The 14,314-nt window shown below is 58.7% G+C and carries 11 protein-coding genes; 3 read left to right on the forward strand and 8 right to left on the reverse strand.

All coding sequences use genetic code 11. The annotated features are described in order from the left end of the window. Positions 1–276 precede the first annotated feature (276 nt). Positions 277–1,782 (forward strand): ATP-binding response regulator, encoded by a 1,506-nt coding sequence (locus tag DSM3645_RS06975; RefSeq protein ID WP_002651378.1) that lies wholly within the window; start codon positions 277–279, stop codon positions 1,780–1,782. 92 nt (positions 1,783–1,874) lie between these two features. After that, positions 1,875–3,023 carry a glutamate 5-kinase gene (gene proB, locus DSM3645_RS06980; RefSeq protein WP_002651379.1) on the forward strand — a complete coding sequence of 383 codons (1,149 nt, stop codon included), beginning with the start codon at positions 1,875–1,877 and terminating at the stop codon, positions 3,021–3,023. Positions 3,024–3,062: 39 nt separating this feature from the next. Here proB and DSM3645_RS06985 read toward each other — a convergent pair whose 3' ends face one another. The 6 genes from DSM3645_RS06985 to DSM3645_RS07010 form a co-directional block, all read right to left on the reverse strand. After that, a complete protein-coding gene (locus tag DSM3645_RS06985; RefSeq protein ID WP_202594928.1) occupies positions 3,063–3,500 on the reverse strand; it encodes a hypothetical protein in 438 nt (145 codons plus the stop codon). 64 nt (positions 3,501–3,564) lie between these two features. After that, complete coding sequence (locus DSM3645_RS06990; protein ID WP_040351674.1) at positions 3,565–4,548, reverse strand: DUF1559 domain-containing protein; 984 nt, start codon at positions 4,546–4,548, stop codon at positions 3,565–3,567. 561 nt (positions 4,549–5,109) lie between these two features. Beyond that, on the reverse strand, positions 5,110–6,261 hold the full coding sequence (gene hpnH / locus DSM3645_RS06995; protein WP_050769320.1) for an adenosyl-hopene transferase HpnH: 1,152 nt from the start codon (positions 6,259–6,261) through the stop codon (positions 5,110–5,112). Positions 6,262–6,269: 8 nt separating this feature from the next. Further along, on the reverse strand, positions 6,270–8,345 hold the full coding sequence (locus tag DSM3645_RS07000; RefSeq protein WP_002651383.1) for a terpene cyclase/mutase family protein: 2,076 nt from the start codon (positions 8,343–8,345) through the stop codon (positions 6,270–6,272). Positions 8,346–8,462: 117 nt separating this feature from the next. After that, positions 8,463–10,697 carry an ArnT family glycosyltransferase gene (locus tag DSM3645_RS07005; protein WP_131282301.1) on the reverse strand — a complete coding sequence of 745 codons (2,235 nt, stop codon included), beginning with the start codon at positions 10,695–10,697 and terminating at the stop codon, positions 8,463–8,465. 4 nt (positions 10,698–10,701) lie between these two features. After that, positions 10,702–11,298, reverse strand: a complete 597-nt coding sequence (locus DSM3645_RS07010; RefSeq protein ID WP_040352229.1) for a hypothetical protein — start codon at positions 11,296–11,298, stop codon at positions 10,702–10,704. A 121-nt stretch (positions 11,299–11,419) separates the two neighbouring features. Between DSM3645_RS07010 and DSM3645_RS07015 the strand changes: the two genes are divergently transcribed. After that, positions 11,420–12,439 (forward strand): dihydrodipicolinate synthase family protein, encoded by a 1,020-nt coding sequence (locus tag DSM3645_RS07015; protein WP_002651386.1) that lies wholly within the window; start codon positions 11,420–11,422, stop codon positions 12,437–12,439. 80 nt (positions 12,440–12,519) lie between these two features. Here the strand turns inward: DSM3645_RS07015 and DSM3645_RS07020 are convergent, their stop codons facing one another. Continuing rightward, positions 12,520–12,924: a hypothetical protein gene (locus DSM3645_RS07020; protein WP_002651387.1), complete on the reverse strand. Its 405-nt coding sequence runs from the start codon at positions 12,922–12,924 to the stop codon at positions 12,520–12,522. Then, positions 12,921–14,261, reverse strand: a complete 1,341-nt coding sequence (locus DSM3645_RS07025) for a PepSY-associated TM helix domain-containing protein (RefSeq protein WP_002651388.1) — start codon at positions 14,259–14,261, stop codon at positions 12,921–12,923. Before DSM3645_RS07025 ends, DSM3645_RS07020 begins: the two co-directional genes overlap by 4 nt. Positions 14,262–14,314 lie beyond the last annotated feature (53 nt).

The raw sequence follows: 14,314 nt of genomic DNA on the forward strand, positions 1-14,314 counted from the left end.
GCCGCTCAAGCAAGAGAGCGTTCACCCTGCGACAACCCGGCTCACTCCTTAAGCCTGATCGCGGATCAATCCTGGCGTGGATTTCCATTTCACACGCAACTTCTCAGAACGTTCAATGTAGGATCTAGTGCGGTTTTCCGGCAATAGGGAAATACTAACCATTTCTTTCCGTATTGCTGCTTGGCGAATGGACCAGCGCGGGTTTATAAAGTTGCGAAGCCGATCGAGGATTCGTATCGGCGTCTCATCCGCAATAAAGCCCAAGGGAGTGCTAGCATGCGAAATGTTTTGGTGGAGCATTTTCGCGGTTACATTTTCGCGATTGCCGCTACCGCGGCCGCGCTGTGGGTCAGAACGCTGCTTGATCCCGTGTTGCAAGAGCGGCTTCCCTTCGGCGTCTTCTATCTGTCGGTCATCATCAGCGCTTGGTTAGGCGGCACGCATGCCGCCGCCGTCGCGATGGTGTTGGGAACGTTGGCCGCCGCTCATTTTATCATTCCGCCGGCCTCCAGCTTGTGGATCACCGAACCAGCCGACTGGGTCTCGCTGTTGATCTATGCGATTGTCGGTTGCGTTACGATCGTGACGTTTGAAAAGACGCGTTGCGACCAACGCAAAGCGGAGCAACGTTCGACCGAAAACCAGGCGCTGACCGAAACGCTGAAGAAGTCGGACCTGCAAAAAGATGAATACCTGGCGCTGTTGGCCCACGAACTGCGCAATCCGCTCGCGCCGATCGCGACCAGCGTCGATCTGATGGCTCGTTGTCGCGATGACGGTCGCCGGTTTGATGCGCTCCGCCGCGCCGTGCAGCGGCAGTTGTCGCAATTGGTCCGGATCGTCGACGATCTGTTGGACGTCTCCCGTTACTTACAGGGGAAGATGCGGCTGGTGCGCGACCCGTTTGATTTTCGAGAAGCGATCGGCGCCGCGGTCGAAATGTTGCAGCCGCAAATTGACGAGCGAGAGCATGACGTCCGTCTGTTAATTCCGGACGAACCGATCGGCGTCAATGGGGATCGCGTTCGCCTGGTCCAGGTCGTTTCTAATTTGCTGAGCAATTCGGCGAAGTATACGCCGCGTCGGGGCCGTATCTGTATTGATTTGCGCACCGAAAATGGATTCGCGATTCTCGCCGTCTCCGACAACGGCGTCGGCATTGCCGAAGGGGATCGCGCTCGCATTTTTGAAGCGTTCGCCCAAGTTGATTCTTCGCATACCCGCGACCATGGGGGACTCGGTTTGGGATTGGCGCTGGTGCGACAATTGTGCGAGTTGCACGACGGCACGGTCGACGCCATCAGTCGCGGCCCCGGCAAGGGGAGTCGCTTTGAAGTTCGTCTGCCGCTGGTCGAATTGCCGACGCCGTCGGTTCGCGTGGTCAAGAGTCGCGAGTTGGTTGATCTGGCTTCGATCTCGGTCATGATCGTCGACGACAATCGGGATGCGGCCGAGACGTTGTCGATGTTATTGACCTTTGAAGGGATGAAGATCACCGTCGCCTACGATGGACCGATGGCGATCGATTTACTGCGTCGCCAGAAGCCGCAGTTCATCTTGCTCGACATCGGTCTTCCTGGGATGGACGGCTACGAAGTTGCGCGACGCATCCGCGCCGATCAGCGGCAAGATGGAGTGAAGATTATCGCGTTGACCGGCTGGGGCGGACCTGAGGATCGTCGTCGCAGCAAAGAGGCAGGCTTCGACGACCACGTCGTCAAACCGGTCGATCCCAGCAGTTTGGTCGCACTGCTGCGTGACGTGCAGCCGCAATCGGCTTAACTCATTTGTTGGCGTCCCCTTGCCGCGATTGCGGCGGGGGTCGATAACTACGGTTTGTCGTAACTCGTCCTTGTTCGCCGCTCTTGCTTGCTATGACCGATCTTCTGCGCCAGGAAATCGCCGCGACCGCCGATCTGATCGTTGTGAAGGTCGGAACGCGCGTGCTGACCGCGCCGGATGGAACGCTCAATCGCGAGCGAATCGCCCAATTTGCCGAAGAAATGAGCCGTTTGCTCGATTCGGGCCGCAAGATGGTGCTGGTTTCGAGCGGAGCGGTCGGCGCCGGAATGGATCGCTTGAAGCTCAAGCAGCGTCCGACCGACCTGGCTCGCTTGCAAGCGGTCGCCGCCGTCGGTCAGGCTCGCTTGATCGAAGCGTACGATCAAACGTTGGCCGTGCATGGTCGCCATGGCGCCCAGGTCTTGCTGACGGCCGAAGATCTTGATCATCGCGTTCGGTATCTGAACATCCGCAATACGCTCGTTTCGCTGCTTGAGTTTGGCGTGCTGCCGATCATCAACGAGAACGACACCGTCGCCGTCGACGAGTTGATGACCACCTTTGGCGATAACGATCGCCTAGCGGCTCGCGTCACCAATCTGCTGCGAGCGCCGCTGTTGGTCATCTTGTCCGACGTCGCCGGTTTGTACGATCGCTCCCCCGATGATCCGCAGGCCCAGGTCATTCCGGTCGTACACAAATTTGACGACCAGTTAATGTCGTTTGTCCGCGACAAAAAGACAGGCCTCTCCAAAGGGGGCATGGCCAGCAAGTTAGAAGCGGCTCGGCTGGTGACGACGGCCGGCGAGAACGTGATCATCGCATCTGGTCGCGATCCGCAGGCGATCACCAAAATTGTCGCCGGTGAAACGATCGGCACGCTCTTTCTGCCGCAAGGCAAAACGGTCTCGCCGCGGAAGCGTTGGATCGGCTTCTCGGTCGAACCGCGGGGACGCATCACCGTCGACGCCGGCGCGAAACGAGCCGTCGAAGAGTCAGGCCGCAGCTTGCTGGCGATTGGCGTGGTCGGCGTCGAAGGAGACTTTGAAAAAGGGGACGTCGTCCGCGTATGCGGACCGGAAGGAAACGAAGTTGCGCGCGGTCTGACTAACTATTCCGCCGCCGAAGTGGCCCGCATTCGCGGCATTCAAAGCGACAAGATCAGCGACATCTTGGGACACTGTCCCTACGTCGAACTGATCCACCGCGACAATCTAACGCTCAGCCGCGCCGCGAAGTAGTCGCGCAGCGGGCTCGTGTTGGCTCGGCCGCTTAAATCGCTATTCGCTCATCTCGATATCAAACGAATTGTCGCCTTCGCGCACGTCGATCCTCAAGCCGCTTTTCTTGGGATCGCGATACTTGGCTGGGATATCTTTCGAGACGACTCGGACGATCAGTTGTCGGGGGTCCTCCGGCGGCGGTTGTGACGGCGGCAGGATGGTCACGGTGTAGCTGCCGGTTCGGATAGGCGTTTGCGTGACGTATTTGCCGTCCGCATCCAACGCTTCCGAGATGCCGCTTCCTAATTCGCCCGAGTAAAAAGTGATATCGCCGTTGGTGACTGGTTTTCCATCAAAGGTGACCTGACCTTGGACGACGCCGGTTGGTGGTCCTGAGGTAGCGTTGCAGCCGGATGCGCCCACGTAAGTCGCGGCGACAAACAGAACGCAGGGGATGAGATCCCTCCAGGTTCTGGTGGAAATTGTGTTTGTCATATCGATGTACCTGATAGCTGGAATATTGCGTGAACGTAGAACGAGAGCGACTCGATTGCTGGGACTAGAAAGGTCCAATCACGAGTCCGTCGTCACGAACGCATAGCTGTCGCAGCGTGAGAAAATCAAGCGTCTCCCCGATAAATCGGACCGATCCATCGGCGAGCAGCACCTGGATGCCGCCGGGATGGTACGACGTCAGAATGGTGTTGCCGGCGTAGGGCCGGTCCGATTTTGGCACCGTAGCTCCACCTGTTTGTCCTGACTTTGCGTTGATGCTGAACGCGACGCTGGTGACTCCGGAAATGTGATGCGCCCCAGTTTTCGTGACTACATCTCCACTGCTGGACCAGCCGCGCCAGCCGCCATGGTAGTTGGCGCGATAGTCGCTGTTGCCAACCGGCGCTGACTGCTCGGACACCATAATCGTGTTGGTCGTCCCATCGGTCGCATCACGGAATTTCAACTTTTTATTGGGGACCAGCATCCCGGTGTTGCAATAGACGCCGTAATCGGCGCCAGTCGAACAAACGTCGTCCCGATCGGCCGGATCAGGAAAGGCGCCGCTGACTCCGACATAGTCGATCGTTTGCAGACGATCGTAGTTGCACATGCTCGTTTCTGCATGATCGGACAGTGCGCTAGAAGGGCAACTGTAAACCGGAACCGTCAAGTCGATCAAAATGAGATTCGAGTCGTACGCTTGCTGACCATACGTGCTGTCTGAGTTGCAGCCGGAATGCATCGCTCCATCGGGATCGACCTGATCGAAAAGCGACTTTTGCTCGAGTCCTGGTAACAGTTGAAACCGCCAATTGGGGCGCTGAGAATTGGGAGCGCCGTCGGGAAAGGTCAGATAGGTGTCGTGATGCGTGTGCATCGCCAGACCTTGTTGCTTTAGATTGTTACTGCATTGCATCCGCCGAGCCGCTTCGCGCGCTTGTTGTACGGCCGGTAAAAGGAGTGCGATCAAAACGCCGATAATCGCGATCACGACCAGCAGTTCCACGAGCGTAAAACCGTTGCGAGAGAATCTTTGCATAGACATGCCCAAGCCTTTTGGTGAGGGAGGAGCCGAGGTCAACGAGAAAGCGGAATGACTGATGTGCAATCTCGCGCCTAGGCGATTTAAAGCCAAAAACTGCGGAAACGTTGCTAATATATCGTGACATCATGCGATGTTAAGCAAATTCTTTTGCAATTGACGTACCAGTGGGCAATGCTGGCGAAATTTAGCCGGAGAGATCCGGCAAGATGAAAAGCAAAGTAGAAATGACTGGCCTAAGGACGTTCTTTGGAGGGGATTATCGGTCCCTTGCGGCCCTTAAGAATTCGCGGTAGGGGAGGGCAAATCTTGTGATAAATTTTTTGGAGAGTGCATCATCGATAGGCAACTGCAAAAACCGGCAATCTGGCGCTTGCGTAAAAATAAGGCGGTTCAAGAGAAGAGTTGGGAACAGCGAACAAAGCGCAAAGTCGGCCGAAACTTTCGGTTGGATTGATCTTCAATTCTCAAGAACGACGTGCGCAGATGCTGGGTTGCCATCCAGTCTGCGGATCCGTCCCGTTACATGCGCAGCGAGATGCAGAGAAAAATGCTGCGCTGGCTCTAGCGGTCGTTGATCAGCGGCAGCGGAATATCATCGGGACGCGTGGTCGGCGATGGTTTGGCGCTGGGGATGTCGCGGCGCAGCTTGAGCTCTTGCGCCTGGCGATCGGCCGGCGCGGCGAGCGGCTTGGTGCTGCGTTTGGGCGGACCGAGCAGCGTCAGTTTGACCGTATTCCAGAAGCCGTTGAGCGAACCGAACGTCGCATCGACGGCGCTCGGCTCGTAACCGCTGTGAACCATGCAGTCGGCGCACTTAGGATTGCCGCTGGCGCAGCCGTAGTTTTCCCACTGTGTTGTCGCCATCAACTCTGCAAACGTTTCGCAGTAGCCTTCGTCCATTAGGTAGCAAGGCTTCTGCCAGCCGAACAAGTTGTAGGTGGGATTGCCCCACGGCGTGCATTCCAGCTGATAGTTCCCCTTGAGGAACTCTAGGAAGAGCGGGCTTTGATTGAAGCGCCACTTTCTCGCGTTGTCGAGCAACTGACGAAACAGCGTCTTCGTTTCGTTGCGCGCCAGGAAATGGTCCTGGTCGGGCGCTTTTTCGTAGCGATAGCCGGGAGAGATCATCATTCCTTCGACGCCCAATTCCATCATGTCGTCAAAGAAGTCGCGAATCCGCTCGGGCTGGACGCCGTCATAGATGGTGGTATTGGTCGTCACGCGAAAGCCGGCGTCAATCGCCGCTTTGATGGCGCTGGCGGCGATGTCGTACGTCCCTTCGCGGCAGACGGCGGCGTCATGCTCTTCGCGCGGACCATCCATATGGACCGAGAACGACAGGTACTTGCTGGGCGTGAAGCTCGGCAGCGCCGCTTCCAGCTTTAATGCGTTGGTGCAGAGGTAGATATACTTTTTACGCGCGACCAGACCGTCGACGATCTCGTTGATCTGCGGGTGCAGCAGCGGTTCGCCGCCGGGGATCGAAACGATCGGCGCTCCGCATTCGTCGACCGCGCGGAAGCATTGCTCCGGCGTCAGATGGCGACGGAGCGTTTCGACCGGATGCTGAATCTTGCCGCAACCGGCGCAGGCCAGATTGCAGCGAAAGAGGGGCTCGAGCATCAAAACCAGCGGATAGCGTTTGCGCCCTGAAAGGCGTTCTTTCAGCACGTAGCTGGCCACTGTCCACATTTGCGAGACGGGTACGCCCATGTCGATTCCTAACTTCGCGCGGTTGCGCGGTTCCACTCGGCCAAGGCCAAGAGGGGAAAATAGATCGGGTAATAGTGATACTTCAGATAGAAGACGCGGGGGAAACCGGTTCCGGTGAACTCGATTTCGTCCCAGGCTCCATCCTCGCGCTGCGTATCCATCAGATACTGCACGCCGTGAACAACTTCAGCCAAGTTGGCGCCGCCGGCGGCGATGATTCCCAGCAACGCCCACGCGGTTTGCGAAGCAGTCGGGCTCCCTTGTCCGCGTAGCGACGGGTCTTCGTACGTTTCGCACGATTCGCCCCAACCGCCGCAGGCTTGCTGATGCGCGAGCAGCCAGAGCTTGCCTTGCTCGATCGCAGGATCGTTGGCCGGCACGCCGACAGCCCGTAGACCGACCAGACACTGCCAAGTGCCATAGATGTAGTTGACGCCCCAGCGGCCGAACCACGAGCCGTCCGAGAGTTGATTGGCCCGAATGTAAGCGACCGCGCGACGAACGGTGTCGCCCAGCTTACCGGGAGATTCGATCGTGACGCCGAGCCGGCCGAACGATTCGATCACGCGGGCCGAAAGATCGGGCGTGCTGGGATCGATCATCGCGTTGTGATCGGCGAACGGCACATGGCAGAGGAACTCGGCGTCATTGTTCTTGTCGAACGCGCCCCAGCCGCCATCTTTGTTTTGCATCGCGACCATCCACGCGACGGCGCGGCGCGTCGCCGCGGCCGCTTGTTCCATCATCGCGGCGGAGGAGCCGGCGAGCTGCTCAGCAATGCCGCGACCACCGACAACGACCGAAGTATTGGCCAGCGTTTCGCCGGGATGAACTTCCAGCGTGATGTTGGCGGCGGCCAATTGATCGGCCAGCGCCATGATCCCCATCGACGTGTCGTCGTTATCGGGATAGAACGCGTTTTCGTATTCAAAGAACCAGCCGCCTGGTTCGCAGTCAACGTTATTGGTCCAGTCGCCGGGGACGCGGACCTCTTTTGACAGTAACCACTCGACGCCGCGGCAGGTCGGCTCTTGAGCGAGTCCCAAGCCGGCGGCGGCCAAAGCTCGCAATGTGATCGACGTATCCCAGACCGGCGATTTGCAAGGTTGCAGCTTGGTCGTTTCACCATCTTCCAGCACCAGTCGCTCCAGATGATCCAAGCAGTACTGGATCTCTGGGCTATCCTCGGCGTAGCCAAGCGTTCGCAGCGCGATGGCGCTCCAGACGATCGGCGGAAAGATTGCGCCAGGACCGTCACTCTGTTGAAAGCGGTCGAGCATCCACTGCTGTGCTTGTCGTAGCGCTCGTTTGCGTAGCGGACGCAGGCCATATTTTTCGAGTAATTTGAGCCCGCTATCGGCGGTGCGAAAGAAACGATCCCAACTGAACAGTCCGGCAGGCTTTTCCAGTCCAGGGCAGCGGAGCTCGGGCCAATCTTCCGGCTTACGAATGAAGAGTTCGTGGATCGACACGTCTTCGACAATGTCGCGAGCGGCGCGATGGGCCCAGACAATCGACAGCGGCACGAAGATCGTTCGTGACCACGAACTGATTCGATAGATGTTGATCGGCGACCAGTTGGGCAACAAGACCATCTCGGGCGGAACGGCCGGGCAAAGCTCGAACGGAATTTGACCGAGCAGCGCCAGATAGAACCGCGTAAAGCTGTTGACCTTGTCGGCGCCGCCGGCTTCGAGGATCGCATTGCGAGCGCGGACCATATAATCGGCCGCTGCGTCATGCCCGGTCAGCTTGAGGGCGAAGTAGGCTTTTACGCTCGAACCGACGTCAATCGGCGCACCGGGAAATTGCGTCCAGGCGCCGTTGGGCTCTTGTTGTTTCAGCAGATGCGCGGCGCAGCGCCGCGCGATTTCGGTTCGCTCTTTGCCCAGCCAGGCGAGCAGCAGGATGTACTCGCTTTGCAGGATCGAGTCGCCTTCGAGCTCGGCGCACCAATGACCGTCTGCGTGTTGGTGAGAGAGGAGCCAATCGCAGGTCGAAGCGACAGCCGCGCGAGCTTTCGCGCGCAGGTCGACAGCGTATTGCGAGATGCGATTGCTCGCCGTGGGGGAGGCGCCTTCCATGCAATCCTTCCTGACGTCGACGGAAACATGAGGTTAGAAGCGATCCTACGCGTTCTAACGAATCATCAAGGTAGGCGAGCCAGGCCATTCTGGCAAGAGCGACGGGTTAGCCGAAGGTTAAGGAATGACCTCATAAAACTGGCCCCACGCGGCGGAAGGCTGATTTTCGTCGTCAGATGGCGGCGGAGCGACCGGCTGCAGGACGTTTTGGGCGACCAGCTCCGCGAAAAACTCGGGGGTCACCAGTTTCGCAAACCCATAGTTGCCGGGGCTGCGAAACCGGGCTATTTCACTCCAGTTTACGTAGACGTGGCTGACTTTGCGGGCTCTCAGGATCTCCTTTCGCTCGGCCGCCGTTTTGTCTTTCAGCCAAACGAGGGGAGAACTGTCGAAGCACGTGTGATAGTGGATCGGCGTCTGCATATAGAAGACGTCCGCTTTCCCTTCCACAATCGCGCAGTGATCAGGCGGAACCAGTGCAGCGAGCAGCGGGACATCGGGACCGGCGTTGGCCTCTTTCAGCAACCGATAATCGGTGAAGTAGAAGGTGGGCGCCAGAAACGAGTTTTGCCAGTTGATCCAAAAAAAGCAGAAGACTAGGCCCGCGGCGGTGATCGAGTTGCAAACGACTCGCCAACCGGCAGCCCGAAATCGGGCGGCGCCATATCCGGCGATCAGCGCCACCACCGGCGCGAGCGGGATCAAAAAGCGATCGTACCGATGTGTGAACAGCCACCAAACGGCGAAGTAGTAAACCGCGTAAAGAGCCAATCGCCAGACCGCGGCGTCGGCGAGCGACCCATCGGATTCGTCCTTCGGAAACGACCGCGGCCACCAACGTGCTAAGGAAAAAACCGCGAGCGCCGCTAGCGCCAACGGCGTCAGCGCTACGTTGGTCCAATCGCTGGCGTAGGCGACTTTTTTAAGCCCGTTCAATAGCAAAGTGGGCGTAACGCTATGGCCGGAGGCGTCGGTCGGAACGCGATGCGCGGCGCGCCACTGGGCGATTTGTTCCGGCGTGCGAATCGAATCGGCGAAGACCGAGCCCGCCAACGGATAGACCGGGTTGCCGGTGTAGACGACATTTTTGATCAGCCACGGCGCGAATAGTAGCGTCACGCCGATCGTAAACGCGATGGCCGACTTGAAGTTCAACCGGCCCCCTTCCAGCGAGATCCAAACTGCCAGCGGCATCACCAGCAGCGGCAATGCCGGATACTTACAGGCCGTCGCCATGCCGGCCATGAGTCCACACAACAGCGCGAGCCGCGGAAGTGGAGCCGCCGATTCAGCTTCGCTGCTGCGTTTGGCTTGAAACCAGAGGATCGCGACCAAGATCGTCGCCAACGTGTAAAAGGCCCAAACGCCGTCGACCAGGCCATAGACGGCGACGAAGACGATCCAGGGAGTTCCGACCACGACGATGGCCGCGATTTGCCCGGCATAGGACCCTGCGATGCGTCTTGCGGCGCAGTAAGCGGCGAGCGCGGTCAGCGGCGCGAACATGCTGATCAGCGTCTTGCCGACCAGCGCGCCACAGAACCAGGCTTGATCGCTGGGCCACAACGTCATCGGCAACAGCGCAAACATCTCGGCGCCCATCGGCAGCCCGCTGTAGGCGTTGTATGACTCCACGGCGATCCGGCCGCTGGCGAGCCACTCGGTCGGCAGTCGCAGGTGATACTCCAATACGTCGTATTCGTAAGGCGGCATCATCCCGCCCAACAAAGTGCAAATGACAATCGGCGCCGCCGCGGCGATCCAGGGCCAAGGAATTGGCTCGCTGGTCGACGCTTCAACGCGGCTCAACCGATGTTGTCGATACCAATCGAATGCTCCCCATGCGGCCATCAACAGGAGCGGAGCGACGATCAATAAGGGGTAGTGAAGCAAGCCGGCGAAACCAATGGCGAACGTCCAGAGCGAAACGGCCGCCATGCCGAGAGCCGCCGAAAGGACGAACATTTCTAGCCGCGACAAGATCGCCGGCAAACCTATTCTGGTCAGCAAAAATCGACCGACCAGCGTTGCGCTGACCAGGATGGCGATCGCTGCCAGCAACACCGGCGTCCGCTGAGTAAAGAAGGGCAGGGGATCAACCAGTAGATCAGCCCAAGTCGCCAAGACCGACGTGAAGTTGCCCAGGATGGTGAACAGCACGGTTAGGCGATCGGCTGGTTCCTGACGGTAGACCGGCAGCGGCGCTTGGAAATAAACGAGCAAATAGCCGAAGCTCAGCAGGGCCAACAACGCCGCCGGGACAAATCGGCGGTGATCGTGAAGGGGGGATCCCACTTCTGTGGCGTCAGAAGATGAGGAAGCAGTTCGCTCGCGGCGAGATTTTTTCGACATACGACTACGCGTCCTGCGCTTGTTGCTTCAAGTGATCGAGCAGCGCCGCGCCCCGGGGAGAAATTCGATAGCCCGGCGTCAGGCTTTCGGTCAGTCCCAGTTGCTTTAACTTACGGATGTTGAGCTTCAGCCATTCTTTATCGACCCGCAGCAAGTCAGCCAAGTCGCCGGCTTTGGTCTTGGGCTGGCGATCAATCATCGTCAGCACGCGCTCGGTCCAGGCGCCCTGTTTCGACGCGGCGTCGTATCTGCCCAATTTTTTCAGCAACAGGGCCAGGTCTTCCGCGGTCAGGTCGTCATCGCGACGCAGGGCGATCCGGGGATCTTCGCCAGCCAGGCGAAACCGAATCCGGTAAAGCGGAGCGTCACGCTGCGTCGTGAGATTGGCCCGGAGGTCGGCAAGCGAGTCAAAGCCGGCCTGGGCCGCCTGGCGTTCATTGATTTGCTGGGGCTGGATCGGCTTTACTTCCTCAATCGCCAGCACGCCGATCGCCGTGGTGAGCGTCCCACCCACTTTGACGGTGGGCCGTTTCCAGCGCCGAAAAGCGAGCGTCACCTTGCCGGCGGCGATTTGTTCAAGGATATGTTGTTTGAAAAGCACGAAAAATCCAAAGAGGAAGTCACCGCTGACTTCGAGCGGAACATGAACTAAGATATCTAAATCGTATAAAATTGATTTTACCTCCGTCAGCCCGTCGCCGTTAGGCCAAGCCTCGCTAATCATGTCGAATCAAGCCCGTCTCGCCGGTATTTTTACACCCAATATTGTCCCGTTGGATGCTCGCGGAGATATCAATGAGCCAGAGCTGCGGCGCTACGTCGATTGGCTGATCGAACGCGGCGTGCATGGTCTTTACCCGAATGGATCAACCGGCGAGTTCCTCCGTTTTACGGCCGAAGAACGCCGTCGGATCATCGAGATCATGGCCGACCAGACGGCCGGTCGCGTGCCGATCTTGGCCGGCGCCGCCGAAGCGAATGTTCGTGAAACGATCAAAGCTTGCGAAAACTATTATGAGTATGGCTGCCGCGCCGTCGCGATTGTGTCGCCGTTTTACTACAAACTGAGCCCGGCCGGCGTTTACGCCTACTTCAAAGAGATCGGCGACAACACGCCGATCGACGTCACGCTTTACAACATTCCGATGTTCGCGTCGCCGATCGATGTGCCGACGGTGCAGCGGTTGGCCGAAGAGTGTCCGCGAGTGATTGCGATCAAAGATTCGTCGGGCGATTTGCCTCACATGATGCGGATGATCGCGGCCGTTCGCCCGCTGCGTCCTGATTTTGGCTTTATGACCGGCTGGGACGCCGCGCTGATGCCGATGATGTTGATCGGTTGCGACGGCGGAACCAACGCGACCAGCGGTGTCGTGCCGGAAATCACCCGCAAACTTTATGACCTGACCAAAGCCGGGCGCTTGGATGAAGCTTGCGATTTGCAGTATCGGCTGCTCAAGCTGTTTGACGCGATGCTCTATAACAGCGAATTTCCGGAAGGTTTCCGAGCGGCGCTGGCGCTGCGCGGTTTCCAGCCAGGGCGAGGACGTCAGCCGCAGTCGGACAGTCAGCTTTTGGCGATTGATGAACTGAAACGCGAACTGCAATGTTTGTTGGCGGCCGAAGGGTACGTTGACGAACCGATCGGCGGTTGTGCGATCAAAGAAGAAGTCGACTCGGACGAAGTCGCCCGCATCGTGCAAAATGTCGTCGGCGAACTGAAGCGGCGCGGTTTGGCGTAAGCGTCGCAACTTTCGACAAGAAGCAAGCAGAAGCGTGCGGGAGAGATTACTCCGGCACGCTTTTTTGTTTTTCGCCTTCTTTATCGCGGCAACTTCAGACCGGGAATATCTAACTCAAGCGGTTGGTCAGGCAGCCAGTCGACTTCCAACGGCGTCGTTTTGCGGCTGGCGTACTTCTTCGGCAAGATGACCGGCGAACCAACAGACTCGACCGTAAACAAATACTTGCCAGGCTCTAACTGCAGCGGCCCCGCCGCGGCTGGCTGAACCAACTCAAACGAACCATCGGCGGCGGTGACGCCAAAACCGAGCGGCGTATCGTCGGCTGCATCAGACCGATAGACGTGCACCTGCATCTCGCCGAGCGGATTTCCGCTGGTCACGAGCGTGCCGGAAGTTCCGCCGGTAACCGGCTGCGGGCCGCAACCGACGCTGAGCGGCAATAAAATCGCGGACAACGTCAGGAGTATATTCAAACGGTTCATTGAGGAGTGACCTCCGGCGTATGAAAACTGCGTAAACCAAGCCAACCGCGGACGCTGGGGATGCGACGCAGCAAGAGACGTTCGACCAGGCAAATGGCCAGGAGCGACGCGCCGAACAGAGGAAGATAGATCGCGAGTCCAAGCACGATCGCAGTCAACCCAATCGATAGCCGGGGAGCGGCGCCGACGCTGGGAGCCCCCAAGACGCCGCGATCGCGGCGTCGCCACCACAAGATGACGCCGCTGGCGCAAAGCAGGATCAGCCCGCTGGTTGTGATGACGGCCAGCAGTTGATTGAGCCAGCCAAACAACTGTCCCTCGTGCAGCGCGATGCCGACGCCCACGATTTGATCGATCGCGTGGCGATCGGCAAAATCTTTTCGGCTGGTCACTTCGCCGCGCTCGCCGTCGATCGTCAAATCAACACGATAGGGACGATTTTGCGTCATGGACTGCACCTTCCAGTCGGTGGAATCGCCGCGCGGCGGTGAGATAATCACCGGCGGCGGCAAACGTAGCGTCGTCGCCGCGGCGGCGACCTGATCCACGGATTGGAAATCGAACGGCGGTTTCTCGTCGGTCGACTGCTCTTTTCGAGGCCGGTTGATTTGCCAATCCTGGCGCGCCACGGCCGTTCCGGTCCATTGCCGTGCAGTGCGAAAGTAGTTTCCCCAAAAGCTGGACCAGGGAAGACCGGAGAGAATCAGCACGATCGCGAACCCAGAGATCCAGATTCCCGTGACGCTGTGGATGTCGCGCCAGAAGATTTTCTTGCCGCTCGTCAAACGCGGAAAAAGGACTCCGCCAAACCCGCTCCACTTGCGGGGGCACCACAGGTAGAGACCGGTGAAGATCAAGACGATGGTCCAGCAAGCGGTCAGTTCGACCAGGTACGATCCGCGGCTGCCGAGAAACAATTCTCCATGCAAACGACGCACGACCGCAATGAAGCGATCCGCCTCGGGCGTTTGATGCAGCAACTGCCCGCTCGCTGGATCGACATAGCAGCGAATCCGCTCGCCCTGTTGCGTGACCACGATCCGAGTCGCCGCATTATCCGCCGTCGGCAATTCGAGCGAGTGGAACTTGGAGCCAGGCAGAGTCGCCAGCGTCGTTTCGATCAGCGTCGAAATCGGCTGCGTATTTTCGGTGACCGCTTGTTGATCGTATGGCCGGTCAAGCCAAGCTTCGATCTGCGGCTTGAACAAATAGATCGTGCCGCTGATCGACAGCACGAGCAAAACGGGAATGCAAAACAGGCCTGCATAAAAGTGCCAACGCCATACGGCGCGGTAGTCAGGCCAAGGCCGCTTGCGCGGCGCTTCACGAGTATTCATAGTTCGCTGACTGTTGGAGGGGGAATGGACCGATGGGGGCGCAACGCGAGCCG

Source organism: Blastopirellula marina DSM 3645 (genome assembly GCF_000153105.1).
GTDB classification, from domain to species: Bacteria; Planctomycetota; Planctomycetia; order Pirellulales; family Pirellulaceae; genus Blastopirellula; species Blastopirellula marina.

What these genes read in the sequence shown, in the direction of transcription:
- DSM3645_RS07000 (WP_002651383.1), bottom strand. Translation starts at nt 8,345, where the DNA reads ATGGAAGGCGCCTCCCCCACGGCGAGCAATCGCATCTCGCAATACGCT.
- hpnH (WP_050769320.1), bottom strand. Translation starts at nt 6,261, where the DNA reads ATGGGCGTACCCGTCTCGCAAATGTGGACAGTGGCCAGCTACGTGCTG.
- DSM3645_RS06990 (WP_040351674.1), bottom strand. Translation starts at nt 4,548, where the DNA reads ATGTCTATGCAAAGATTCTCTCGCAACGGTTTTACGCTCGTGGAACTG.
- DSM3645_RS07020 (WP_002651387.1), bottom strand. Translation starts at nt 12,924, where the DNA reads ATGAACCGTTTGAATATACTCCTGACGTTGTCCGCGATTTTATTGCCG.
- proB (WP_002651379.1), top strand. Translation starts at nt 1,875, where the DNA reads ATGACCGATCTTCTGCGCCAGGAAATCGCCGCGACCGCCGATCTGATC.
- DSM3645_RS06975 (WP_002651378.1), top strand. Translation starts at nt 277, where the DNA reads ATGCGAAATGTTTTGGTGGAGCATTTTCGCGGTTACATTTTCGCGATT.
- DSM3645_RS07015 (WP_002651386.1), top strand. Translation starts at nt 11,420, where the DNA reads ATGTCGAATCAAGCCCGTCTCGCCGGTATTTTTACACCCAATATTGTC.
- DSM3645_RS06985 (WP_202594928.1), bottom strand. Translation starts at nt 3,500, where the DNA reads ATGACAAACACAATTTCCACCAGAACCTGGAGGGATCTCATCCCCTGC.
- DSM3645_RS07005 (WP_131282301.1), bottom strand. Translation starts at nt 10,697, where the DNA reads ATGTCGAAAAAATCTCGCCGCGAGCGAACTGCTTCCTCATCTTCTGAC.
- DSM3645_RS07025 (WP_002651388.1), bottom strand. Translation starts at nt 14,261, where the DNA reads ATGAATACTCGTGAAGCGCCGCGCAAGCGGCCTTGGCCTGACTACCGC.